The organism is Ochrobactrum sp. P6BSIII (assembly GCF_014138065.1).
Lineage (GTDB): Bacteria > Pseudomonadota > Alphaproteobacteria > Rhizobiales > Rhizobiaceae > Brucella.
The window spans coordinates 55,561-77,604 of the sequence record NZ_JACGXB010000010.1 but is presented as its reverse complement, the minus strand read 5'-3'; the positions used below and the strand labels follow the sequence as shown (position 1 = coordinate 77,604).

The window sequence follows — 22,044 nt, the reverse complement described above, 5'->3', positions numbered from 1 at the left end:
CGGAGAGGTTTTGGGGATGGCAGCAACGAAACCGGAAAGCAGTCAGGAAAAGCAGACGCTGCGGCGTGCCGTGCTTGCCCGTCGTGATGCGCTGGATCCGCGCTTTCAATATGAAGCGTCGCTGGCTGCTGCAAAACATGGTGAAGAGGCGCTGGTCATTCCCAAGGGAACGCTGGTGGCGGGCTATTGGCCGATCCGCTCTGAAATCGATCCGCGTCCGCTTTTGTCCGTCTTGCGTGGCAAGGGCGCAAGGCTTTGCCTGCCGGTCGTGCTGGACAAGGAAACGATTGCTTTTCGCGAGTTTTTGCCCGATGCGCAGCTTGTGCAGACGGGCTTTGGCACCATGGGCCCCGATGCACGTGCACCGCTGGTCGACCCGGTCATCATGCTGATGCCGCTTGCCGGTTTTGACCGGCGCGGGCATCGCCTCGGCTATGGTGCTGGACATTATGATCGCGCGCTGGCGCGCTTTGCCGAGCGCGATTTGCAGCCACTGCTTATCGGCATGGCCTATGACTGTCAGGAATTGGAGCGTGTGCCCGATGAGCCGCACGATATCGCGCTCAATCAGATACTGACGGAGAGCGGCTTGCGTTCGCTGGGCGCAGGCTTATAAGGCTCATCTCATGAGATTGCTTTTTCTAGGTGACATGGTGGGCCGGTCGGGGCGCACGGCAGTGTATGAAAAGCTGCCGGGGCTGATTTCCGATCTGAAGCTGGACTTCGTGATCGTCAACGGCGAGAACGCCGCGGGCGGTTTTGGCATTACCGAAGAGATTTTCCATGAAACGATCCGCGCTGGCGCGGATGTTGTGACAACGGGCAATCACGTCTGGGATCAGCGCGAGGCGCTCGATTTCTCCAAGCGCGAGGATCGCTTCCTGCGCCCAGCCAATTTTCCGAAAGGAACGGCAGGCAAGGGCGAGGGGCTTTACATCGCCAAAAACGGCGCCCGCGTGCTCGTCTCCAATGTCATGGGGCGCGTCTTCATGCATCCTGATCTGGATGATCCGTTCATCGCGGCGGAGAAAATCCTCGAAGCCTGCCCTCTGGGCGAGCAGGCGGATGCGGTGTTCTTCGATTTCCATGCGGAAGCGACCAGCGAGAAGCAGTGTTTCGGCCATTTCGTCGATGGTCGCGCCAGTGCTGTCGTCGGAACGCATACGCATGTGCCGACCGCTGATTGCCAGATCCTGCGCAACGGCACAGCCTATATGTCGGATGCCGGCATGTGCGGCGATTACGATTCTTCGCTCGGTATGGACAAGGAAGAGCCGCTGAACCGCTTTCTGTCCAAGGTGCCGAAAGGACGTTTCGAAGCGGCCAATGGTCCGGCGACCATCTGCGGCGTTGGTATCGAGATTTCCGATCGCACTGGCCTTGCCGAAAAAGCAGCCCCTTTGCGCATCGGTGCACGTCTGGAAGAAACAATCCCCGAATTCTGGCGCTAGAACGGTTCCAGCGGTGATTGAATCGTCGCAACCGCACCGCACTTTCCGGGATGTGCTTTAGCCCACAATCGCAAAAGAATCGCGCACCTTGCCGGAAGCCGTTCTGACTGGGCGGTGTCCGATCCATTGCACATGACGGGCGAGAATGGCGGCGGCGTGGTCTATGTCGTTCTTGCGCAGGGCATCGAGAATCGCCCGGTGATCATGATCGGTGCGCGCTTCCCATTCCGACCGCCAGGTCGCAAACAGAAACCGTGCGCTGGCCGCGTGCAGGTCGTCAATGGCGGCGAGCAGACGCGGCATCCGGCACGGTTCCAGAATGAGCCGGTGAAAGCGCCGGTTGGCGTCTTCCCAGCTACGCACATCCCGTGACTTGTCGCCGTCGAGCGTCGCGCGTTCCGCAGCGTCGAGTGTGGCGCGGGTGATATGCGGGGCCGCGTGCCGCAAGGCCAGCACTTCAAGCGCTGCGCGCATTTCCGCCACTTCGCGAATCTCGCTGATATCGAAGGACGCGACCCGCACGCCCCGGCGCGGCTCCGAAACGGCAAGCCCTTGCGCCTCCAGCCGCCGAAAAGCCTCACGCACCGGCACATGGCTGGTCTGGAACTCTTCGGCGATGTGATCCTGCCGTAATTTGGTGCCCGGCTCGATTTCCCCTTCGATGATACGGTCGGCCAGAACACGGCTGATGCGGGCAGCGATGGTCTCGTTCGGGGCCTTTGGGGACGGGTCTTGCGGGCGTTGATTCATGGTTTTATCGATAAGCTGCTTTGTCGCGCCGGTCGAGCACTATTGAATTTTTTGACAGGTGCGGGCATCGATCCGCGCTTTTGCTGGACGAATGAGGCTCAATTCCTTATAACGCCGCCATTCTGCACGGAAAGCATTGTGGCCGGACTTGCGGCCCCGCCTGCGTGATACTCTCTGCGTGAGATTGTCTGTTCATGCGTAACGCTCTTCCGTGCGCGTTGATTAGAACAGAACAGGGGTGCCATGGCTGGCCATTCACAGTTTAAGAACATCATGCACCGCAAGGGCCGTCAGGACGCCGTGCGGTCGAAAATGTTTTCCAAGCTCGGACGCGAAATTACCGTCGCCGCCAAGCAGGGTCTGCCTGACCCGACGATGAATCCGCGCCTGCGTCTGGCGATCCAGAACGCCAAGGCGCAGTCGATGCCCAAGGACAACATCGAGCGCGCCATCAAGAAGGCTGCCGGCAATGACGGCGAAAACTATGATGAAGTGCGCTATGAGGGCCGCGGCCCCGGTGGCGTTTCGGTCATCGTTGAAGCACTGACCGACAACCGTAACCGCACCGCATCCAACGTTCGTGCAGCCTTCACCAAGTCTGGCGGCGCGCTGGGCGAAACCGGCTCGGTTTCCTTCATGTTCGATCGCGTTGGCGAAATCGTTTACAAGTCCTCCGTCGGCGATGCCGACAAGGTCATGGAAGCGGCCATCGAAGCTGGCGCTGAGGATGTGCAGTCCGGTGAGGAAGAGCACGTCATCATCTGCGCTTTCGAAGACATCGGCGAAGTGTCGAAGGCGCTTGAAGCAGCCCTTGGCGAAGCCGAATCGATCAAGACGATCTGGAAGCCGCAGACCAACACCGAGCTGGACGAAGAAAAGGCCCGCTCCGTTCTCAAGCTTCTCAACACGCTTGAAGATGATGACGACGTTCAGAACGTCTACACCAACTTCGAAGTCAGCGACGAAGTGATGGAAAAGCTGAGCGCCTGATTTTCAACGCTCATGGATTTTCGAAACTCCCGGCCAAAACCCAAGTTTGTCCGGGAGTTTTTTATGCCCGCTTCCGGCAAAGAGCAGGCAATAAAAAACCCCGCCGAAGCGGGGTTCTTTGAATAGGTAACCCGGTATTAGATGCCGAGGTTGCCGAAACGGTTCTTGAACTTCGTAACGCGACCGCCGCGATCGAGCAGGGTCTGCGAACCGCCAGTCCAGGCCGGATGGGTGGTCGGGTCGATATCGAGGTTCATCGTATCGCCTTCTTTGCCCCAGGTCGAACGGGTCTGGTATTCGGTGCCATCGGTCATCACGACCTTGATGGTGTGGTAGTCGGGATGGATATTGGCTTTCATCTTCTCAATCCTGATAGTCTGGCCTGAAAGTCTGGAAGAAAAGCGCAGCCTGAATGTCAAAACTGCGGCACTTTCGCCCAATGGCATTTATGAAGACCCATCACCCGCAAGCGACGGCTTCCAAAAGGGTTGCCGAGCCTATACATCAGGCGCACGGCAATAACAAGGGCACAATCTCAAGAATGGCCGATCATAATAATCCAACTGGTGTGAATCCGGAATCGAATGCAGAAGAGGCGCGCAAGCGCCGTTCCCTTAAGCCTCTCCGGCGAATGGTTCCGTTCGTCGCCCGCTACAAGCGGCTGGTCATTGGCGCTCTTTTTTCGCTGGTTCTGGCTGCGGTCACCACGCTTGCAGTGCCTGTTGCGCTGCGCCGCATGATTGATCACGGCTTTACCGGCGCCAACGCCGTTTTCGTGAACAACTATTTCGGAATGCTGGTGCTGCTGGCGCTGGTTCTGGCTGTTGCATCGGGGCTGCGCTATTTCTTCGTGATCTCTCTGGGTGAGCGGGTCGTGGCCGATCTGCGCAATGCAGTCTTCGCGCATGTGACGGCGCTTTCACCGGAATTCTTCGATCGTTCGCAGTCCGGTGAAATCGTGTCGCGGCTTTCCGCCGATACGACGCAGATCAAGTCGGTGGTGGGCGCGACCGCGTCGGTGGCGCTGCGCAATGTCATTCTGGGCGTCGGCGCGCTGGCCATGATGGTCGTCACAAGTCCGAAACTGTCCGTGCTGGTGATTGCAGCCATTCCGGTGATCGTCGTGCCGCTGATCGCTTTCGGGCGCTCTGTGCGTCGCCGCTCGCGTTTGACGCAGGACATGCTCGCCAATGCCAATGCCTATGCCAGCGAGCAGATTGGTGCGATGCGCACCTTGCAGGCCTTCACCAATGAAAACATGGTGGTCGGGCGTTTTGCCCGTGCGGTGGAAAATGCCTATCAGGCGGCGCGCTCGTCCATCAAAGCACGCGCGGTGCTGACGGCCTTCGCCATCTTCCTGATCTTTTCCAGCGTGGTGGCGGTACTGTGGTTTGGCTCGCGCGATGTGCTGTCCGGCACCATATCGCCCGGCACGCTCGGTCAGTTTGTGCTCTATGCCGTTTTCGCGGCCAGCGCTTTTGGCGCGCTATCGGAGGTCGGCGGTGAACTGGCGCAGGCTGCCGGTGCCACAGAGCGCCTTGCCGAAATTCTTGACGAAGATCCGGATATTTCCGCCCCTCGCAATCCGGTCGCCTTGCCGGAGCCTGCGCGTGGCGAGATCGTCTTCGATGACGTTTATTTCTCCTATCCGACGCGTCCCGATGCGCCATCGCTGAATGGTGTGAGCTTTGCGGTCAAACCCGGCGAAACGGTCGCCATTGTTGGCCCGTCAGGTGCAGGAAAGAGCACGGTGTTTTCGCTGGTGATGCGTTATTACGATCCACAGTCCGGCAAGATACTGATGGATGGCGTTGCCTTGCCGGAAGCCGATCCCGCAGCCGTGCGCGGGCGCGTGGCGATGGTGCCGCAGGACGTGGCGATCTTTGCCACCTCGATCCGGGACAATATCGGCTTCGGCAGACCTGGTGCAAGCGACGCGGAAATCGAGGCTGCGGCCAAGGCGGCACTGGCGCATGATTTCATCATGGCGCTCGCCAATGGCTACGATACTGAGGTCGGTGAGCGCGGCGTGACATTGTCCGGCGGCCAGCGCCAGCGCATTGCCATTGCCCGCGCCATTCTGCGTGGGGCTCCGATCCTGCTGCTGGATGAGGCCACCTCGGCGCTCGATGCAGAAAGCGAAATGCTGGTGCAGAAGGCGCTCGACGGTCTCATGCATGGACGCACCACGCTGGTGGTCGCACACCGCCTCGCAACTGTTCTGAAGGCGGATCGCATTCTTGTGCTCGACAAGGGCAAGATCGTCGAAGAAGGCACCCACCAAAGCCTTGTGGAACGCGGCGGCATCTATGCGCGTCTGGCCAAGCTGCAATTCGAGGCCGGGGCAGGGGTGTATTAATCAATCCAACGAATTAGAGAAAAAGGGCGCTTTTGCGCCCTTTCTTTATCTCTCGGTCAGTTTCAGCTCGATACGACGGTTTCGGGCGCGTGCGTCTGGAGCATCCGATGCCTCCAGCGGCTGGTACTCGCCGAAGCCTGCTGCAACGAGGCGGTTGGCCGGAACGCCATTGGCGATCAGGAATTTGACGACTGACGTGGCGCGGGCTGAGGAAAGCTCCCAGTTGTCGCGGAAGCGCCCCGTACCGGCGAGCGGCACATTGTCGGTATGGCCGTCCACACGCAGTACCCAGTTGATATCGTCCGGGATTTCCTTGTTCAGCTCGATGACGGCGTCGGCGAGCTTTTTCATCTCCACTTCGCCAGCCGGATTGATATCCGACGATCCCGTCGGGAACAGCACTTCCGACTGGAAGACGAAACGGTCTCCGACGATGCGGATATTGTCCTTGTCGGAAAGAATTTCTCGCAGCCGTCCGAAGAAGTCGGAGCGATAGCGGTTCAACTCCTGTACGCGCTGGGCCAGCGCCACATTGAGGCGCTTGCCGAGATCGGCAATCTTGGCATTCGATTCGCGGTCGCGGCTTTCCGATGCGTTGAGCGCATCTTCCAGTGCTGCAATCTGCCGACGCAGGGCGGAAATCTGCTGGTTCAGCAGTTCCACCTGGCTGAGCGCCCGGGCGCTGACCTGCTTTTCGGCATCAAGACTATCGGATAGTTCACCGGCGCGCTTTTCAGCGGCGGCACCAGCCCCACTGCCTTCACTCAGCAGCGTTTGCAGGCGGGAGCGTTCGCTCTCCACGTTGGATAGCGAGGCTTGCAGATTGGCGATGGTATCCTGCATGTCCTGCGAATTGCTCTTCTCCAGCGACAGAAGCTGCGTCAGCTCCTGAATCTGGCTGTTGAGGCGGGCCAGCACGCTATCCTTGTTGTTCACCTCTCGGCTGAGGAGAAACTGCGCCAGCACGAAAACCGTGAGCAGAAACATGATCGCCAGAAGCAGCGTGGTCAGCGCGTCGACGAAGCCGGGCCAGTAGTCGACATGCCTTTGCTGGCGGCGGTTGCGGGCAAGAGCCATGGGGCTTACTCCGCCTTGTCGCTTGGATGGGAATCGGTTCGGTCAGATTTGCGCTCATGTGGTGGTGTACCGATCGCCTTGGATAGCCGGTCGAGCGTCTGGCGAATGGCCTTCTGCTCGTCAGCCTGCTTTTCCACCCAGTCACGCATGATCTGCTGTTCACTGCGCATGCTTTTCACCAGCCCCTGAATGCCTTCGGCCAGATTGGCAAGGGCTGCGGTCGTCCGCTGGGTGGAGGCGTCGCCGCCTTGCGTTTTCAGACGGTCGGCCAGCGCATGCAGTTCGCCTGCCTGTCCGTTTTCGGCGTTGAGGTCGGAGCCGAGATCGGTAACCGAGGAAAGCCAGTTTTCCAGCTCGGTATAAAAGCGGTTCTGCGCACGACCTGCCTGCAGGTCGAGGAAGCCCAGAATGAGCGAGCCAGACAGACCGAACAGCGAGGACGAGAAGGCGGTGCCCATGCCGGACAGCGGCGCCTGTAATCCGGCCTTCAGTGCATCCAGAACATCGCCCGTGCTACCGGAGCTTGGGTCCAGTGTCTGGATGGTGCGCCCGATGGAGCCAACCGTTTCAAGCAGGCCCCAGAACGTTCCGAGCAGGCCCAGGAAAACCAGAAGTCCGATGAGATAGCGCGAGATGTCGCGGCTTTCATCGAGGCGGGTGGCGATGGAATCGAGGATGGAGCGCATAGACGAGGTCGACAGCGCCATGGACTGGCGACGCCCGATCAGCGCGCGCATCGGCGCAAGCAAAACCGGCGGGCGGGTGGTGCCGTCGCGGTCACCATCGCGGAAGGAGTTGACCCAGCGTATTTCCGGCAAAAGCCGCAGAACCTGCCCGAAAGCCAGCAAGATACCGACCAGCAAAACACCGAGAATGAGGCCGTTGAGGCCGGGATTGGTGACGAAGAATGTATGGATCTGCCGCATCAAAACCGCTGCCAGAAAGGCAACGATGATCAGGAAAATCACCATGGATAATATAACAATACGCGGGCTGCTCAGGCGATAGGGGTCATAATCGCGTCCCTCATCCAGACGTGTTCTCGTTTCCCTAAAGTCACTCATGCGCTCCGCTCCATCGTCGGCTGTTTGATGCGGAGCCTACTTCATAATTATGTGAAGCGGAATCGTCTGAGCAGGAAAAAATGAGCTGTAAAAAACTTCAGCGCGCCATGGGCGCGCTGAAGGCAGGTTATTGAAGATGGAGGGCGATCCGGATCAGATCGGCTTCTTCAGCGTCTTGAGAAGCGCGCCTTGAATGGCTTCATTGCCAGCAACAATGTTCTTCTTGTCGAACATGTCCTGTCCGCCGTCCTTGTCGGAGACGAAACCACCGGCTTCGCGCACCATCAGAATGCCCGCGCCGATATCCCATGGGCTGAGGCCATCTTCCCAGAAACCATCCAGGCGACCGGCAGCGACATAAGCGAGGTCGAGCGCAGCGGCGCCCATGCGGCGCACACCGGCTGTTTCCGCCATGACATTGCGCAGTTCAACCAGATAATGGCCGTGATGACCGCGGCCCAGATGCGGGATGCCGGTGCCGATCACCGTATCGACCAGCTTGTTGCGGGCAGCAACGCGCAGGCGGCGATCGTTGAGGAACGCGCCGCCGCCGCGTTCAGCGGTGTAAAGCTCGTCCATGGCCGGATTATAGATGACGCCAGCCACAATCTGTCCCTGACGCTCAAGAGCGATAGAGACTGCGAAAACCGGGATACCGTGCAGGAAATTCGTTGTGCCGTCGAGCGGATCAATCAGCCAGCGATGCTGTCCGTCCTTGGCTTCCACCTCGCCGGATTCTTCCATCAGGAAGCCGAAATCCGGGCGGGCGCGGCTCAATTCCGTATAGATGATCTGTTCCGCTTTGCGGTCGGCCTGGCTGACATAGTCGCCGGGGCCCTTGAGGGATACCTGAAGATTCTGGACTTCGCCGAAGTCGCGGGCAAGGTTACGGCCAGCTTTCATAGCGGCCTGTACCATAACGTTAAGAAGGGCTGAGCGGGCCATTTCTTTATCCTTTTTGGCATGATCCCACGGCCATTGATAAGGCGTGGATATGAGCGTGGACCATGCAGTTAAACAGATCCTTGAAATCCGGCCCATGTGCCAAACACATGCGAGCGCACAGACTTTCGAGGAATTGAGCAATCTGAGAAAGAACAGTCGCGGTTCAATCGCGACAAGCTGCGATGCCCGTGAGGGCATCGCAAAAGATCGGCGCTGGATTAAGCGCGGCTGACGTAGGTCAGTTCGTTGGTGTCGACGATCACGCGTTCACCGGAAGCGATGAATGGCGGAACGAGGATACGGATGCCGTTTTCAAGCACGGCAGGCTTATAGGACGAAGCCGCAGTCTGGCCCTTGACGACCGGATCGGCTTCGGTGATCGCCAGCGTGACCTGATCCGGAAGACGAATGCCGATTGGCTTGTCTTCGTAGAGTTCAACCGTGACCATCATGCCGTCCTGAAGGAAGGCAGCGCGATCGCCGACGAAATCCTTCTGGAGTTCGAGCTGTTCGTAGGATTCCGTGTCCATGAAAATCAGCGCTTCGCCCTGTTCATAGAGGAACGAGAAGTCCTTCTGCTCGAGGCGCACGCGCTCGACGGTTTCAGCAGCACGGAAACGCTCATTGAGCTTGGTGCCGTTGATGAGGTTCTTCAGTTCGACCTGATTGTAGGCGCCGCCCTTGCCGGGCTTGACGGCGTTGGTCTTGACGGCAACCCAGAGCCCGCCGTCATGTTCGATGACGTTGCCGGGACGGATTTCGTTACCATTGATCTTCATGAGCTTGATCCGGAATGAATTGAAACCAATTGCGGTCCGGCGCATGACGACAGAAAGGCAACCACCCGCTCTGTTACGGGGATTGCGTCAGCGTCTTATACTCGAACCACGATAATCGGCGTCTCCAAGACCACAAAACGGCGCTTTGTGCAAGCCTGAGCACGAAAAGAGAATCTTTTGGAGACGTAGAATCGTCAGAATTGCTAGCGCACGCGCAGATCGTTAGCCGTCTGAATGGCTTGTTTGATCTGATCATCGGCCAGTCCGTCCATCAGGTCGTTGAGGTCCGGAGAGCGAAAACCGGCGCGCTGCGCAATGATATACCATGCCGCAGCCTTCACCGTATCGCCGTCGGTGCCGATCCCGTCGCGATAAAGGCGAGCGAGCCAGACCTGCGCCATGACCATGCCGCGTCCGGCGGCAAGCTGCATCCAGCGGAAGCCCTGTTCATAATCCTTGTCGCCGCCGCGGCCTTCCACCAGCCAGCGTCCGAGATCGAACTGGGCCGTATCGTAGCCCTTGCGGGCTGCAAGGATCAGATAGACGCGCGCCTTCTTGTCGTCGCGAGCGATTTTTTCGGTGCCATTGGCATAGATCTGGCTTATCGCATATTGAGCATCGGCCAGCTTGGCGTCAGCCGCCTTTTCAAACCAGGGGAAGGCGAGGTCGAGACCGGGCTTGCCGGGATGCTTCACCATCAGCATCTGGCCCCAGTTGAACTGCGCCATGGCGTTACCGCCTTCTGCCGCCTTCTGCATCAGGGCTTCGGCCTTGGCCTGATCCTTTTTGACAAAAGTGCCCTGAAGCAGCAGGGCCGCATAACGGAACTGCGCTTCGGTGATATCGTTATCGGCGGCCTTGCCGTACCACTCGGCTGCAAGTTTCTGATCCGCAGGAATGCCCATGCCGCGTGCATATATTTCAGCGATCAGCGCCTGCGATGCCGGATCGCCTTTTTCGGCCTGCGGTTTCGCGAGATTGAATGCGGTCAGATAAAGCCCGCGCTGAAAAGCGCCGAAGGCCTCGTCGGCAGGCTTGTCACCGAACCGGCTGAGATCGATGGGCGGCATCGGTGCGGTTGTCGCGGGCTGCGGCAGCATCACCGGCTGCTTGGCGGGCTTGTCGCTCTTCTTGTCCTTGTGGTTGCCCTTGGCGCTGTCGCTCTGGCTTTTCGCTGCCTCGCCAGCGGCGACCGCCGGCAGGGCAGGCAGCGCGAATGTCAAAGCGGCAGCGAGAAGAAGTTTGCTCTTCATGGGCATCAACAAGACCTTGGGAACCAAATCTGGAGGATTAGTTTTCAAAACGCGGCGCGTGTTCATCGAGAAGCCGATTGGCTTCCGCAACGGCTTTCGCTGGATCTTCCGCGTCGAATACGGCACGACCGAGCGCCACGAAATCCGCGCCGGTTTCGGCTGCGGGGATGATGCTTTCGAGCGTGTTTCCAGCCTGCGCGATGGAGGGAATTTCGACCATCTGCGCCCACCATTCGGCGAGTGCTAGATTACGCGGATGCGCATCCGGTTTGTTGTCCGCGCCGACTTTACCGAAGAATATATAGTCCGGCTGCAATTCACCGATTTCCATCGCGCCATGGCGGTCGCGCAGATTGCCGGTGCCAACAATCATCTTCGGTGTGTGCTTTTCGATGGCGTCGGCGAGTTCAGCCGCCTTGCCTTCGATATGCACGCCATCGGCGCCGACGCGGCCAGCAATGCGCGTATCGTTCAAAATAAGCGCGGCTGCACCCTTTTCCTGAATGATCGGCACGGCCTTTGCGGCGACGGCCTGAAAGGTTGCTTCATCCAGATCGCCGGTGTCGAGAATCACGCTAGCAACATCACCGCCGGAAAGCGCTTCCGTCAAAAGCCTGGCCAAAACCGCGCTATCGGCAATCGGCGGGGCGACCAGCACGATGCGGCAGCGTTCGGGTTCGGTTTTGGGAGCGGACTTGTTCATGGGGCGAAGCCTAACGAGAAAAACATGATGGAATTCGGGCAAGAGTGAAGTTCTGTTTATCCGAAACGGAAGCCGCGCTCTATCTAATTGTTTTGACGCAGATATGCGTCAGGCTAATTGTTCCGGCGCATTTATGCGATCCGACGGACAGACGGCAAGTCTTGTCTTGCTTGCGGGCTGTTCGAGCCCCCGGTTCATCGCCCGGTATGGCATTATGTTATCCACTGGAACGAAAGTTGATCGGAACCAACCCCGTTCTGCCGGGATTATTGCGTATATAGGTCCCATCAAACGTCGGGCAATGAACGCCCCGATGAAGCATGTGGCTTTCATCCGATCTCCCATTCGGAGAGCTGCAACTGAGAGATTGGAGAGTGTCGCGGTCCCAAGCGCCGGTGCTTTCCAGCAGAGACAGACAGGCTGGTAAATGACGATTGCGACCGCTAGAGAAGCGATGCCCGCGCAGAACGTGAAAGTGCGCGACACGCGCATTGACGTGTTCCGTGCGCTCGCCCTGTTGACCATTTTCATCAACCACGTGCCGGGCACCATCTACGAGCATTTCACGCACAAGAACCTCGGTTTTTCCGATTCGGCAGAAGCTTTCGTGCTGATTTCCGGCATGGCTGTGGCATTGGCCTATGGCAGCAAGTTCGGCCCGGGCAACCGTCTTCTTCTGACGTTGAAGATGTGGCGTCGCGCGGGCGTGCTTTATACAACCCACATCATGACGACCATGGCGACAATCGCCATCTTCGCTTCCGCTGCGATCTTCCTGAAGCGTTCCGAACTGCTCAAGGAAATCAATATCGAGCCGCTGCTCAAGCATCCGGTGGAATCGCTGTTCGGTCTCGTCACGCTCGGCCATCAGCTTGGCTATAACAACATCCTGTCCATGTATGCCGTCATGCTGGTCCTGACGCCGCTCCTGCTTTTGCTGGCGCGCATCAGCCTGCCGCTGATGCTGGGCGTTTCGGGGATGGTCTGGTTCCTGTCCGGTCTTTATCAGGTCGCACCGATCAATTATCCGACGGAGGGCGTCTGGTTCCTGAACCCGCTTTCCTGGCAGTTCCTGTTTGCCATTGGCATTGCAGGTGTGATGCATGTGCGCCGTGGCGGCCAGCTGCCGACGCATCCGGCCCTGATCGGCCTTGCGGTCGGCTATCTGGTGCTGGCACTGGCCTGGGTCCGCATTCCGCTTTGGGGCATTGACGCCTCGATGGGCATGCCGATGGTCATCACGGGCTTCGACAAGACCTTCCTGTCGGGTCCGCGTCTCCTGCACATTCTGGCGATGGCCTATCTCATCGCCGTGGTGCCGACGCTGAATAATATCGCCCGCACTGCGCCGGATAATCCGCTGGCAATCCTCGGCAAGCATTCGTTGCCGGTGTTCATCGCAGGCACGCTGCTTGCCATGGTGGCGCAGGTCATGAAGCTGGTGAATCCGGGCGGTCTTCCCTATGACACGCTGCTGATTGCAACCGGTATCGTGATGCAGTTCGCGCTGGCCTATTATCTGGAATGGCTGCCGACCATTGGCTGGGGCAAACAGGGTGCAGTCAAACCTGCCGTCCCAGCCGCCGAGCCGGTCAAGGTTCAAGCGGCGACGAAACCCCAGCCTGCGATGCAGCGCTATTGATAATGAGCCGCCTTCGGGCGGCTTTTTTCTTTCTGGACGGCCCGGGCCTGCTGGTATTTTCCTCAGGGTGAGGCCGAAATTAACCATTCATTAATCTTAAGAGGGTTTAATCATTTACATCCAGTTCGGCTGGATTCTTACCGAGTGGTTTAGCCACTCTGTTTGACGCCTCCCTGTTAAACTCCTGAGAGCCGCCATCGCGGCTCTTTTTTTGTGCCTGCAAGGCTTTAACCTCACTAGTCACTGGCGTTTTGAACGCATGAGGGGAACCGGAAACCGGTTCGACCCGTTCTGCTTGCAGGGGCAGTTAACCACCCCTTGAAAATGTTAACCGAACGTTAAACATAATCTTGCGCGACCGTGCATGAAGGTGCAGTTTATCGTGGACTTGTTTGATGTGACTGTTCCGTCCGAACGTCTCGCGTGGTCGAACGGCGGTTCAGTAATTTTCAGTCGCGTTCATCCTCCAGTGGATGCGATCAACGGAATGGGCCGCCGATGCAGGCGGTCATGCAGGGTGACAGAGCAGTGATTAGCGAACAGAGACAGGTGCCGAGCAATATGATCAGCCTCGCAGAGCGCATGGTCTTCTCGGATTCGTTCAAGCCGATCTACAGCCAGGGCATGGATATGGTCGAGGAAGCGGCGAGCTATCTCGACGGCGAAGGCCGTGAAGAAGCGCGCAATCTGTCACGGATTGCTGCGACGCTTTATGCCGCCGAATCGATGCGTCTCACCACCCGTCTGATGCAGATCGCTTCCTGGCTTCTGCTGCAGCGCGCTGCCCGCAACGGCGAGATGAACCGCCAGCAGGTGTCTGCCGAAAAGGCAAAGGTGCGTCTCGACACGCCATCGGCTGGCGAAGGCGCTCCGGGCTGGAGCGAACTGCCTGCCGCTTTTGCCGAACTGGTGGAGCGCTCAATGCGCTTGCAAGCGCGTGTGCGCCGCATGGACCGCGAAGTCTATGGCGATGTGGTTTCCTTGCAGGCCAACCCGCACGGCAACCCGGTTTCCGAGCAGATTGTGCTGCTCAAGACTGCCTTCGGCGCTTCTTAATATCTCTTCATGTGCGTCTATGGATGCGCATGTTTCTCTTTTGTTCACTTTTCTGCTGTCAAGTGAATCCGTCTGAGGATAGGGTTCGCTTATGAAAGAAACGATTCGCATTATTGGCATCGATCCGGGCCTGCGCCGCACGGGGTGGGGCATTGTCGAATCGCTGGGCAATTCACTGCACTTCATCGGCTCAGGCACGGTGACATCGAATGCCGAGATGGATCTTGCTTCACGTCTTTGCCAGTTGCATGAGGGGCTTTCCAAAGTTCTGCATGAATTCATGCCGAACGAGGCGGCGGTCGAGCATACCTTCGTCAACAAGGATGCGACCGCAACGCTCAAGCTCGGCCAGGCGCGCGGCATTGCCTTGCTGGCTCCTGCACAGGCGGGCCTGCCCGTTGCGGAATATGCGCCGAACGCAGTCAAGAAAGCGGTGATCGGCGTCGGTCACGGCGAAAAGCAACAGATACACATGATGGTCAAAGTGCTGATGCCGCGCGCGTCGTTCGATACGAGCGATGCTGCCGATGCGTTGGCCATTGCCATTTGCCATGCCCATCATCGTCAGAGCATTGTAAGCGCCCGCCGGATGCAGGCGTTGTTAGCGGGGTAGGACCAGAATGATCGGCAAGCTTAAGGGCGTGATCGATGAAATTGCCGATGATCATGCGGTCATCGACGTACATGGTGTTGGCTATGTCGCGTTTTGTTCGCCGCGCACGCTGGGCAATCTTGGCGGCGCGGGCGAGGCGGCCATTCTGTTCATCGAGACTTATGTCCGTGAGGACATGATCCGTCTTTACGGTTTTGCCAATCAGCTTGAGCGCGAATGGTTCCGCCTGTTGCAGAACGTGCAGGGCGTTGGCGCCAAGGTGGCTTTGGCGGTGCTTGGCACATTGTCGCCGTCGGAACTGGCCAATGCGATTGCACTGCGAGACATCGCCATGGTGTCGCGCGCGCCGGGTGTCGGCAAGAAGGTGGCGGAGCGCATCGTCACCGAATTGAAGAACAAGGCCCCGGCTTTCGCCGGTGAGGCGAGCGGCACCATCGGGCTGAAGCAGGAGCTTGGAGCCGGTGCGGCCCCGGCTCCCGTCGCGGATGCCGTGTCGGCGCTTTCCAATCTCGGTTACTCGCGCGATCAGGCGGCGAATGCCGTTGCGGCTGCGCTGAAAGAGGCGGGCGAGGACGCCGATTCGGCGAAGCTTATCCGTCTGGGTTTGAAGGAATTGTCGCGGTGATTAGCTTGTCTCGGCAGAGTGTTCATGCGAGGAGGAAGGCATGAGCGACCGCAACCCTCTCATCGATGCCGACAGACGCGTAGACGAAGACAATACGCTGCGCCCGCAGATGCTCGACGATTTCGTGGGGCAGGCGGCGGCGCGCGCCAATCTCAAGGTCTTCATTGAAGCTGCCAAGGTGCGCGGCGAAGCGCTCGATCACGTGCTGTTCGTCGGCCCTCCCGGTCTTGGCAAGACGACGCTGGCGCAAATCATGGCCAAGGAACTGGGCGTCAATTTCCGCTCTACTTCGGGCCCGGTTATCGCCAAGGCGGGCGATCTGGCGGCTCTGCTTACTAATCTCGAAGAGCGAGACGTGCTCTTCATCGATGAAATTCATCGCCTCAGCCCGGCAGTGGAAGAAATTCTCTATCCGGCGATGGAAGATTTTCAGCTTGATCTGATCATCGGCGAAGGCCCGGCGGCGCGGTCGGTGAAGATCGATCTTGCCAAATTCACGCTGGTTGCCGCGACGACGCGGCTCGGCCTTCTGACCACGCCATTGCGCGATCGCTTCGGCATTCCGGTCCGGCTCAATTTCTATACGGTTGAGGAACTGGAATATATCGTGCGCCGCGGCGCGCGCATCATGCAGATGGGCATTTCGCCGGATGGTGCGCTGGAAGTCGCGCGCCGGTCACGGGGCACACCGCGTATCGCCGGACGTCTGTTGCGCCGCGTGCGCGATTTCGCGCTGGTCGCTGGTAGCGACGTCATCGACCGCAAGATTGCCGATGAGGCGCTGTCACGGCTTGAAGTGGATAATCGCGGGCTGGATCAGCTCGACCGGCGTTACCTCAATATCATCGCGCGCAACTTCGGCGGCGGTCCGGTCGGGATTGAAACCATTGCGGCTGGGCTTTCCGAACCGCGTGATGCGATTGAAGACATTATCGAACCCTATCTCATTCAGCAGGGCTTTTTGCAGCGCACGCCGCGCGGTCGTGTTCTGACGGCGATTGCATGGCAGCATCTGGGATTGCCTGCGCCAGCGGAAATCATCCAGCAGGCGCAATTCGGCCTCTTCATGGAAGACAATGACTAAGAGTATCGGGACTGATCGAAACGAACATTCGGCGCTTGAAGCCGTATCGGGTGCGCTGAAAGACGGGGCGCATCACCTTTATGCGCGCATCTATTATGCCGACACGGATTTTTCCGGCTTTGTCTATCACGGGCGCTATCTGGAATTTTACGAGCGCGGACGCACCGATTTCCTTCGCTTGCAGGATGTGCATCATATCGAGCTTGCCGAAGGCTCGCTTGGTGAAGAAATGGTCTGGGTCGTGCGGCGTATGGAGATCGATTACAAGTCTCCGGCCAGAATGGACGACCTCATCCTGATTGAAACGCGTGTCAGCGAAATTCGCGGCGCACGGGTTATCATGGCGCAGAAGATCACTTGCGACGGCCGCTTGCTTTCGGAAGCGAAAGTGGAAGCGGTGATGATCACCAAGGAAGGCCACCCGCGCCGAATACCGGATGAGTGGCGCGAGGCTTTCACGAAGCAAAGCTGATTTCCAGCGCGCTCCCAAGAATTGAGGGTGCGCCTGTCGCGTTTATTTTAAAGCGCAGGCTCATTTGATGGCCGATTTTGGCGCGTTGGGCCGATATAGGTGCAAATGCTAACGCATCTTTAACCATAATCTCCGATTAATCATCCTGACGGAATCGGTTGAAGGGTCGGGCTGAAGCGCAGCGCCTTCCTTTCACCAAAATTAACCGTAACAAGCGCCGTAGGGATTTAAAGTTGCAAATCCGGCATGTGTGCTTTGGGGCGGTTGTGATGCGAATGTCTGCATGTCCTGCCTGGATGTGCGAACAGCGCGCGAAGCAGTTTCGGGAAAAGTGCCGAGCGTTTTTCCTGGTCGAACTGCATCGAACAAGACGTAAAGCTGCGCAGATTTGGGTCACCCGCGTTTAGGGGCGATCCGTGACGATTTGCGATGCCGCCCGGTCCCGTGCCGGGCGTTTGGATTCAAAAACAGGATATTTCCAGCAGAAGTACGAAACGGCTCTGCGGATGGAAATGCCTAAAGACAGAGAAGGTTGGGGTCATCGGTCTGCGCGGCAGACCGACACGAGCCTCGAAACGGTGGATCGATGGAAAATGTTGCGTTAGCGGCCCCCGCCGCCGATGTTACCCTCTGGGGCCTGTTCATGCAGGCGAACTGGGTGGTCAAGCTGGTCATGCTGGGCTTGCTTGGCGCTTCGGTCTGGACCTGGGCTATCGTCGTGGACAAGGTGATTGCCTATAGCCGCGCGCGCCGCGCCATCGACCGCTTCGAACAGGCTTTCTGGTCGGGCCAGTCTCTGGAAGAACTCTATCGCAATCTTGGCGAACGCCGCACCACCGGCATGGCGTCGATCTTCATGGCCGCCATGCGCGAATGGAAGAAATCCTTCGAGAAGGGCGCACGTTCCCCCATCGGACTTCAGATGCGTATCGACAAGGCGATGGATGTTGCGCTGGCGCGTGAAAGCGAAAAGATGGAATCGCGCCTCGGCTTCCTTGCCACCATCGGTTCAGCGGCACCGTTTATCGGTCTGTTCGGTACGGTCGTCGGTATCATGACCTCGTTCCAGGCTATCGCGGCCTCCAAGAATACCAGCCTTGCGGTTGTGGCGCCGGGTATCGCGGAAGCCCTTCTGGCGACGGCCATTGGTCTTCTGGCCGCCATTCCGGCTGTTATCGCCTACAACAAGCTCTCGTCCGATGCGGGCAAGATCGGTGGACGGCTCGAGGGCTTTGCGGACGAGTTTTCCGCCATACTGTCGCGCCAAATTGATGAGAAGCTGACGCCGCGCAGTTGAGCGCCTTCCAGCGAATACGGCAAATCGAGCTTTCGGGAATCTTGCAATGGGCATGTCGGTAGGAAATGGAATGCAGTCGGGCGGACGCCGCAGGCGTGGTCGCAAGAAGGCATTGATGAGTGAAATCAACGTTACGCCGTTCGTCGACGTGATGCTGGTGCTGCTCATCATCTTCATGGTCTCTGCGCCGCTTCTGACGGTCGGCGTGCCGATTGACCTGCCGGATACGCAGGCCAAGGCGATGAACGCCGATACGCAGCCGATCACGGTTTCGGTCAGCAACGAAGGCAAGATCTATCTGCAGGAAACCGAAATTCCGATTGAAGAGGTTGTGCCGAAGCTTCAGGCCATTTCCAAGACGGGCTATGAGGAGCGCATTTTCGTGCGCGGTGACAAGGCTGCCGATTACGGCACCGTCATGAAGGTCATGGCCCGCATTTCCGCCGCCGGTTTCAAGAATATCGGCCTTGTGACCCTCCAGGAGCAGGATAGCTGACGCCATCATGAAGGCTGGCCTGACATCTTCTGTAGCGCTCCATACCATCGTCATTGCGCTGGGGCTCTTTTCCTTTTCCTCGCCGAAGGCTTTCGACGTGCAGGATTCGGAATCGTTCCCGGTCGACATCGTGCCGATTGAATCCATCACGCAAATTCAGCAAGGCGAAAAGACGGCTCCGATGAAGGAGAAGTCCGCGCCGATTCCGACCACTAAGCCGCAAACCGTTCCCAATGCCCAGAATGTCGGTGATCAGGAGGTCGATACCACGACCCCGCCGAAACCCGACACCAAGGCAAAGCCAATTGAGGCGGCAGAAGAGCCCAAGGCACAACCGGAACCGGTGAAGAAACCGGAACCGAAGCCTGAGCCAAAGCCCGAACCGAAGCCGGAAGAAAAGCCGACGCCGGTTCCCGCGACCGAAATGCAGGCCAAGCCTGAGCCGAAGCAGGAAGTGAAGCCTGACCCGGTGGCGGAAGCCATCGAAAAGCAGGCTGAAACGCCGGATGCGAATACGCCGAAGCTGCCGGACAATGTTCCCGCTCCGCAGACCAAGCCGAAGCCGCCGCAGGCGCAGACCGCCAAGACGCCGGATCGCAAGCCGACGGAAGAGAAGAAGCCGACGCAGTCCGCATCACAGACATCGCAGTCGAAAAACGATGCGATTGCCGATGAAGTGTCGGCGCTGCTCAACAAGCAGAAGGCTTCCGGTGGCGGCGCAAAGCGCTCGACCGATCAGGCATCGCTGGGCGGCAAGAAGAATACCGGCGGCTCCAAGCTGAGCCAGAGTGAAATGGATGCGCTGCGCGGTGCGATTTCCAAGTGCTGGAACGTGCCTGCCGGTGTGGCCGATGCGCCGGGACTGGTTGTGACCGTGAAGATGAAACTGAACCAGGACGGCTCCATCCAGGGCGTTCCAGAAGTGACATCCGGCGGTGGCGGTGATGGTGTTGGTCGTGCAGCGGCTGAAAGCGCCAAGCGCGCGGTCGCACGCTGCGCCCCGTACAATCTGCCAGTCGACAAATATGATTCATGGTCGGAAGTGATCGTCAACTTCGACCCGAGCGAAATGTTCTGATCGGGGTTTCCCGGTCACCAGACTAAATGAAGCCCACTATGGGCAAAGGACAAAAGAGGTCCCAGAAGATATGAAAACCGGCATCATGACAACTAAGATCCGGACAGTCCTCTCGGCTTTCGCCTGCATGATTGCCGCAAGTCTTGTCTGCACCATGCCTGCACGCGCTGTGGTGGAAATCAACATCAACAAGGGTGTGGTCGAGCCTCTGCCGATCGCCATCACCGATTTCCTGTCCGCAGACCAGCTTGGACCCAACATCACGTCGGTCATCGCTGCCGATCTTGAGCGGTCGGGTCTGTTTGCGCCCATCGACAAGGGCGCTTTCATTGAAAAGATCTCCAATCCCGATGCCGCACCGCGCTTCGAGGACTGGAAGGTCATCAATGCACAGGCTCTGGTCACCGGCCGCATCACCAAGCAACCGGACGGCAGGCTGAAAGCTGAATTCCGCCTCTGGGACACGTTTGGCGGTCAGCAGATGATCGGCCAGCAGTTCTTCACCTCGCCGGATAACTGGCGTCGTGTTGCCCATATCATCGCCGACGCCATTTATGAGCGCCTGACCGGTGAAAAGGGTTACTTCGATACCCGCATCGTTTTCGTCGATGAATCCGGCCCGGCCCAGAAGCGCATCAAGCGCCTCGCCATCATGGATCAGGACGGTGCGAATATTCGTTATCTCTCCGACGGTCGCGACATGGCGCTGACCCCGCGCTTCTCGCCGAACCGCCAGGAAGTGACCTATATGTCGTTTGCCGGCGGCCAGCCGAAGGTTTACCTGCTGCAGCTCGAAACGGGTCAGCGTGAACTGGTCGGCAACTTCCCCGGCATGACCATCGCGCCGCGCTTCTCGCCGGACGGGCAGAAGGTCGTCATGAGCTTGCTTCAGGACGACGGCAGCGCCAATGTCTACGCAATGGATCTGCGTTCGCGCACCACGACCCGCCTGACCAACAGCCAGGCTATCGATACCAGCGCTTCCTATTCGCCGGATGGTTCGCAGATTGTGTTCTCGTCCGACCGCGGCGGTCGTCCGCAGCTCTATATCGCCGGTGCCGACGGTTCCAATCCTCGCCGCCTGTCGATGGGCGACGGCAGCTACTCAACGCCGGTCTGGTCTCCGCGCGGCGATCTCATCGCCTTCACCAAGCAGTCGCAGGGCCAGTTCTCGATTGGCGTGATGAAGACCGACGGTTCGGGCGAACGCCTTCTGACGTCGGGCTTCCACAATGAAGGTCCGACCTGGGCTCCAAACGGTCGCGTGCTGATGTTCTTCCGCAAGGCGGCAGGCGCAGGTGGCCCGAAGCTGTTCACCATCGACCTGACGGGTCGTAACGAACGCCAGATCCAGACACCGAATTTCGCATCCGATCCGGCCTGGTCGCCGCTGCTCGAATAGGCTGAGCTTCGGAGAATCATAAAAAAGATTAAGGCGCGGGATTTTTGGTCCCGCGCCTTTTCCATGCCCGCTGGCAGCGGTCTAGAGCGCGTTATGCGATGTTTTTGGCCTGTCTTTGCGGCGATTGCCACAATCGACCTCAAAAGCCGTGTTTCTGCCGCATTTTGCCATCAAGGCCTAAAAACAGAATGGCAACCGGAAAACGCCGGTTGCATTTGGTCTCAAGACAATATTAACCATACTTCTTGAGCCTGCATTAACCTCGATATGATTATTGGTTGGTTACGCAGGAACATCAAATCTTAAGGAGCCTCGGCCCATGCGCCGCATCCAGTCGATTGCACGTAGCCCGATCGCTATTGCCCTTTTCATGTCGCTCGCCGTCGCCGGTTGCGCATCCAAGAAGAATCTCCCGAACAATGCCGGTGATCTCGGCCTCGGCGGTGCAGGCGCGGCAACGCCCGGCTCGGCGCAGGACTTCACGGTCAATGTCGGCGACCGCATCTTCTTCGATCTCGACTCGTCGCTGATCCGCGGAGACGCACAGCAGACGCTTTCGAAGCAGGCCCAGTGGCTGCAGCGTTACCCGCAGTATTCGATCACCGTCGAAGGTCATGCTGACGAACGCGGTACCCGCGAATACAACCTCGCTCTCGGCCAGCGTCGCGCTGCCGCCACCCGCGACTTCCTCGCTTCGCGTGGCGTGCCGACCAACCGTATGCGCACCATCTCGTATGGTAACGAACGTCCGGTCGCAGTTTGCGATGCCGACTCGTGCTGGTCTCAGAACCGCCGCGCAGTTACCGTTCTCAACGGCGCTGGCAGCTAATAATTGTAAACGCACAACAGCGTTCAGAGAAAAGCGGCCTTCGGGCCGCTTTTTTCGTTTTCATGTCTGTTGATCAGGC

At 58.6% G+C, this 22,044-nt stretch carries 23 protein-coding genes; 15 read left to right on the top strand and 8 right to left on the bottom strand.

Going from position 1 to position 22,044, the window contains the following annotated elements; genetic code table 11:
- The first annotated feature begins 16 nt into the window (after positions 1-16).
- Complete coding sequence (locus FHW00_RS15180; protein WP_078339495.1) at positions 17-616, top strand: 5-formyltetrahydrofolate cyclo-ligase; 600 nt, start codon at positions 17-19, stop codon at positions 614-616.
- A gap of 10 nt (positions 617-626) precedes the next feature.
- On the top strand, positions 627-1,451 hold the full coding sequence (locus FHW00_RS15175; RefSeq protein WP_078339494.1) for a TIGR00282 family metallophosphoesterase: 825 nt from the start codon (positions 627-629) through the stop codon (positions 1,449-1,451).
- A 57-nt stretch (positions 1,452-1,508) separates the two neighbouring features.
- On the opposite strand, the gene FHW00_RS15170 is transcribed toward FHW00_RS15175, so the two are convergent.
- Positions 1,509-2,201 carry a GntR family transcriptional regulator gene (locus tag FHW00_RS15170; RefSeq protein WP_078339493.1) on the bottom strand — a complete coding sequence of 231 codons (693 nt, stop codon included), beginning with the start codon at positions 2,199-2,201 and terminating at the stop codon, positions 1,509-1,511.
- A gap of 243 nt (positions 2,202-2,444) precedes the next feature.
- Here FHW00_RS15170 and FHW00_RS15165 point away from each other — a divergent pair, with 243 nt between their 5' ends.
- Positions 2,445-3,191, top strand: a complete 747-nt coding sequence (locus FHW00_RS15165; protein WP_078339492.1) for a YebC/PmpR family DNA-binding transcriptional regulator — start codon at positions 2,445-2,447, stop codon at positions 3,189-3,191.
- 137 nt (positions 3,192-3,328) lie between these two features.
- Here FHW00_RS15165 and rpmE read toward each other — a convergent pair whose 3' ends face one another.
- Positions 3,329-3,550 carry a 50S ribosomal protein L31 gene (gene rpmE / locus FHW00_RS15160; RefSeq protein WP_078339491.1) on the bottom strand — a complete coding sequence of 74 codons (222 nt, stop codon included), beginning with the start codon at positions 3,548-3,550 and terminating at the stop codon, positions 3,329-3,331.
- 80 nt (positions 3,551-3,630) lie between these two features.
- On the opposite strand from rpmE, the gene FHW00_RS15155 reads away from it, so the two are divergent.
- Positions 3,631-5,550: an ABC transporter transmembrane domain-containing protein gene (locus FHW00_RS15155; protein ID WP_139364387.1), complete on the top strand. Its 1,920-nt coding sequence runs from the start codon at positions 3,631-3,633 to the stop codon at positions 5,548-5,550.
- Positions 5,551-5,595: 45 nt separating this feature from the next.
- Here FHW00_RS15155 and FHW00_RS15150 read toward each other — a convergent pair whose 3' ends face one another.
- The 6 genes from FHW00_RS15150 to FHW00_RS15125 form a co-directional block, all read right to left on the bottom strand.
- Positions 5,596-6,627 carry a peptidoglycan -binding protein gene (locus FHW00_RS15150; RefSeq protein WP_078339489.1) on the bottom strand — a complete coding sequence of 344 codons (1,032 nt, stop codon included), beginning with the start codon at positions 6,625-6,627 and terminating at the stop codon, positions 5,596-5,598.
- A gap of 5 nt (positions 6,628-6,632) precedes the next feature.
- Positions 6,633-7,691, bottom strand: coding sequence for a MotA/TolQ/ExbB proton channel family protein (locus FHW00_RS15145; RefSeq protein WP_078339488.1), 1,059 nt, complete (start codon positions 7,689-7,691; stop codon positions 6,633-6,635).
- Positions 7,692-7,844: 153 nt separating this feature from the next.
- On the bottom strand, positions 7,845-8,636 hold the full coding sequence (locus FHW00_RS15140) for an inositol monophosphatase family protein (protein ID WP_078339487.1): 792 nt from the start codon (positions 8,634-8,636) through the stop codon (positions 7,845-7,847).
- 218 nt (positions 8,637-8,854) lie between these two features.
- Positions 8,855-9,415, bottom strand: coding sequence for an elongation factor P (efp, locus tag FHW00_RS15135; RefSeq protein ID WP_078339587.1), 561 nt, complete (start codon positions 9,413-9,415; stop codon positions 8,855-8,857).
- A 203-nt stretch (positions 9,416-9,618) separates the two neighbouring features.
- The gene (locus FHW00_RS15130) at positions 9,619-10,668 is read right to left on the bottom strand and encodes a tetratricopeptide repeat protein (RefSeq protein WP_078339586.1); all 1,050 of its coding nucleotides are present in this window, start codon (positions 10,666-10,668) and stop codon (positions 9,619-9,621) included.
- A gap of 37 nt (positions 10,669-10,705) precedes the next feature.
- Positions 10,706-11,371: a thiamine phosphate synthase gene (locus FHW00_RS15125; protein ID WP_078339486.1), complete on the bottom strand. Its 666-nt coding sequence runs from the start codon at positions 11,369-11,371 to the stop codon at positions 10,706-10,708.
- A gap of 454 nt (positions 11,372-11,825) precedes the next feature.
- Between FHW00_RS15125 and FHW00_RS15120 the strand changes: the two genes are divergently transcribed.
- From FHW00_RS15120 to pal, 11 genes are all read left to right on the top strand, one after another.
- Positions 11,826-13,013: an OpgC family protein gene (locus FHW00_RS15120; protein ID WP_176168337.1), complete on the top strand. Its 1,188-nt coding sequence runs from the start codon at positions 11,826-11,828 to the stop codon at positions 13,011-13,013.
- A gap of 549 nt (positions 13,014-13,562) precedes the next feature.
- Positions 13,563-14,069 carry a protease adaptor protein RcdA gene (rcdA, locus tag FHW00_RS15115; RefSeq protein WP_078339585.1) on the top strand — a complete coding sequence of 169 codons (507 nt, stop codon included), beginning with the start codon at positions 13,563-13,565 and terminating at the stop codon, positions 14,067-14,069.
- Positions 14,070-14,160: 91 nt separating this feature from the next.
- Positions 14,161-14,682, top strand: coding sequence for a crossover junction endodeoxyribonuclease RuvC (ruvC, locus tag FHW00_RS15110; RefSeq protein ID WP_078339484.1), 522 nt, complete (start codon positions 14,161-14,163; stop codon positions 14,680-14,682).
- Positions 14,683-14,689: 7 nt separating this feature from the next.
- Entirely contained in the window at positions 14,690-15,307 is a 618-nt protein-coding gene (ruvA, locus tag FHW00_RS15105) for a Holliday junction branch migration protein RuvA (RefSeq protein ID WP_078339483.1), read from the top strand.
- Positions 15,308-15,347: 40 nt separating this feature from the next.
- Positions 15,348-16,391: a Holliday junction branch migration DNA helicase RuvB gene (ruvB, locus tag FHW00_RS15100; protein ID WP_078339482.1), complete on the top strand. Its 1,044-nt coding sequence runs from the start codon at positions 15,348-15,350 to the stop codon at positions 16,389-16,391.
- Positions 16,384-16,863 carry a YbgC/FadM family acyl-CoA thioesterase gene (locus FHW00_RS15095; RefSeq protein WP_078339481.1) on the top strand — a complete coding sequence of 160 codons (480 nt, stop codon included), beginning with the start codon at positions 16,384-16,386 and terminating at the stop codon, positions 16,861-16,863. The genes ruvB and FHW00_RS15095 overlap by 8 nt, the downstream gene beginning before the upstream one ends.
- Before the next feature lie 586 nt (positions 16,864-17,449).
- On the top strand, positions 17,450-18,160 hold the full coding sequence (gene tolQ, locus FHW00_RS15090; RefSeq protein WP_078339480.1) for a protein TolQ: 711 nt from the start codon (positions 17,450-17,452) through the stop codon (positions 18,158-18,160).
- A 46-nt stretch (positions 18,161-18,206) separates the two neighbouring features.
- A complete protein-coding gene (gene tolR / locus FHW00_RS15085; protein WP_078339479.1) occupies positions 18,207-18,656 on the top strand; it encodes a protein TolR in 450 nt (149 codons plus the stop codon).
- Positions 18,657-18,663: 7 nt separating this feature from the next.
- Positions 18,664-19,734: a cell envelope integrity protein TolA gene (locus FHW00_RS15080; protein ID WP_078339478.1), complete on the top strand. Its 1,071-nt coding sequence runs from the start codon at positions 18,664-18,666 to the stop codon at positions 19,732-19,734.
- A 70-nt stretch (positions 19,735-19,804) separates the two neighbouring features.
- On the top strand, positions 19,805-21,136 hold the full coding sequence (tolB, locus tag FHW00_RS15075) for a Tol-Pal system beta propeller repeat protein TolB (protein WP_078339477.1): 1,332 nt from the start codon (positions 19,805-19,807) through the stop codon (positions 21,134-21,136).
- Positions 21,137-21,455: 319 nt separating this feature from the next.
- Entirely contained in the window at positions 21,456-21,965 is a 510-nt protein-coding gene (gene pal, locus FHW00_RS15070) for a peptidoglycan-associated lipoprotein Pal (protein ID WP_078339475.1), read from the top strand.
- Positions 21,966-22,044: the final 79 nt, after the last annotated feature.

What these genes read in the sequence shown, in the direction of transcription:
- FHW00_RS15175 (WP_078339494.1), top strand. Translation starts at nt 627, where the DNA reads ATGAGATTGCTTTTTCTAGGTGACATGGTGGGCCGGTCGGGGCGCACG.
- FHW00_RS15130 (WP_078339586.1), bottom strand. Translation starts at nt 10,668, where the DNA reads ATGAAGAGCAAACTTCTTCTCGCTGCCGCTTTGACATTCGCGCTGCCT.
- FHW00_RS15120 (WP_176168337.1), top strand. Translation starts at nt 11,826, where the DNA reads ATGCCCGCGCAGAACGTGAAAGTGCGCGACACGCGCATTGACGTGTTC.
- FHW00_RS15080 (WP_078339478.1), top strand. Translation starts at nt 18,664, where the DNA reads ATGAAGGCTGGCCTGACATCTTCTGTAGCGCTCCATACCATCGTCATT.
- tolR (WP_078339479.1), top strand. Translation starts at nt 18,207, where the DNA reads ATGGGCATGTCGGTAGGAAATGGAATGCAGTCGGGCGGACGCCGCAGG.
- FHW00_RS15165 (WP_078339492.1), top strand. Translation starts at nt 2,445, where the DNA reads ATGGCTGGCCATTCACAGTTTAAGAACATCATGCACCGCAAGGGCCGT.
- FHW00_RS15095 (WP_078339481.1), top strand. Translation starts at nt 16,384, where the DNA reads ATGACTAAGAGTATCGGGACTGATCGAAACGAACATTCGGCGCTTGAA.
- FHW00_RS15155 (WP_139364387.1), top strand. Translation starts at nt 3,631, where the DNA reads ATGGCATTTATGAAGACCCATCACCCGCAAGCGACGGCTTCCAAAAGG.
- FHW00_RS15145 (WP_078339488.1), bottom strand. Translation starts at nt 7,691, where the DNA reads ATGAGTGACTTTAGGGAAACGAGAACACGTCTGGATGAGGGACGCGAT.
- FHW00_RS15125 (WP_078339486.1), bottom strand. Translation starts at nt 11,371, where the DNA reads ATGAACAAGTCCGCTCCCAAAACCGAACCCGAACGCTGCCGCATCGTG.
- ruvA (WP_078339483.1), top strand. Translation starts at nt 14,690, where the DNA reads ATGATCGGCAAGCTTAAGGGCGTGATCGATGAAATTGCCGATGATCAT.
- FHW00_RS15170 (WP_078339493.1), bottom strand. Translation starts at nt 2,201, where the DNA reads ATGAATCAACGCCCGCAAGACCCGTCCCCAAAGGCCCCGAACGAGACC.
- FHW00_RS15150 (WP_078339489.1), bottom strand. Translation starts at nt 6,627, where the DNA reads ATGGCTCTTGCCCGCAACCGCCGCCAGCAAAGGCATGTCGACTACTGG.
- ruvC (WP_078339484.1), top strand. Translation starts at nt 14,161, where the DNA reads ATGAAAGAAACGATTCGCATTATTGGCATCGATCCGGGCCTGCGCCGC.
- FHW00_RS15180 (WP_078339495.1), top strand. Translation starts at nt 17, where the DNA reads ATGGCAGCAACGAAACCGGAAAGCAGTCAGGAAAAGCAGACGCTGCGG.
- efp (WP_078339587.1), bottom strand. Translation starts at nt 9,415, where the DNA reads ATGAAGATCAATGGTAACGAAATCCGTCCCGGCAACGTCATCGAACAT.
- FHW00_RS15140 (WP_078339487.1), bottom strand. Translation starts at nt 8,636, where the DNA reads ATGGCCCGCTCAGCCCTTCTTAACGTTATGGTACAGGCCGCTATGAAA.
- ruvB (WP_078339482.1), top strand. Translation starts at nt 15,348, where the DNA reads ATGAGCGACCGCAACCCTCTCATCGATGCCGACAGACGCGTAGACGAA.
- pal (WP_078339475.1), top strand. Translation starts at nt 21,456, where the DNA reads ATGCGCCGCATCCAGTCGATTGCACGTAGCCCGATCGCTATTGCCCTT.
- tolQ (WP_078339480.1), top strand. Translation starts at nt 17,450, where the DNA reads ATGGAAAATGTTGCGTTAGCGGCCCCCGCCGCCGATGTTACCCTCTGG.
- tolB (WP_078339477.1), top strand. Translation starts at nt 19,805, where the DNA reads ATGAAAACCGGCATCATGACAACTAAGATCCGGACAGTCCTCTCGGCT.
- rpmE (WP_078339491.1), bottom strand. Translation starts at nt 3,550, where the DNA reads ATGAAAGCCAATATCCATCCCGACTACCACACCATCAAGGTCGTGATG.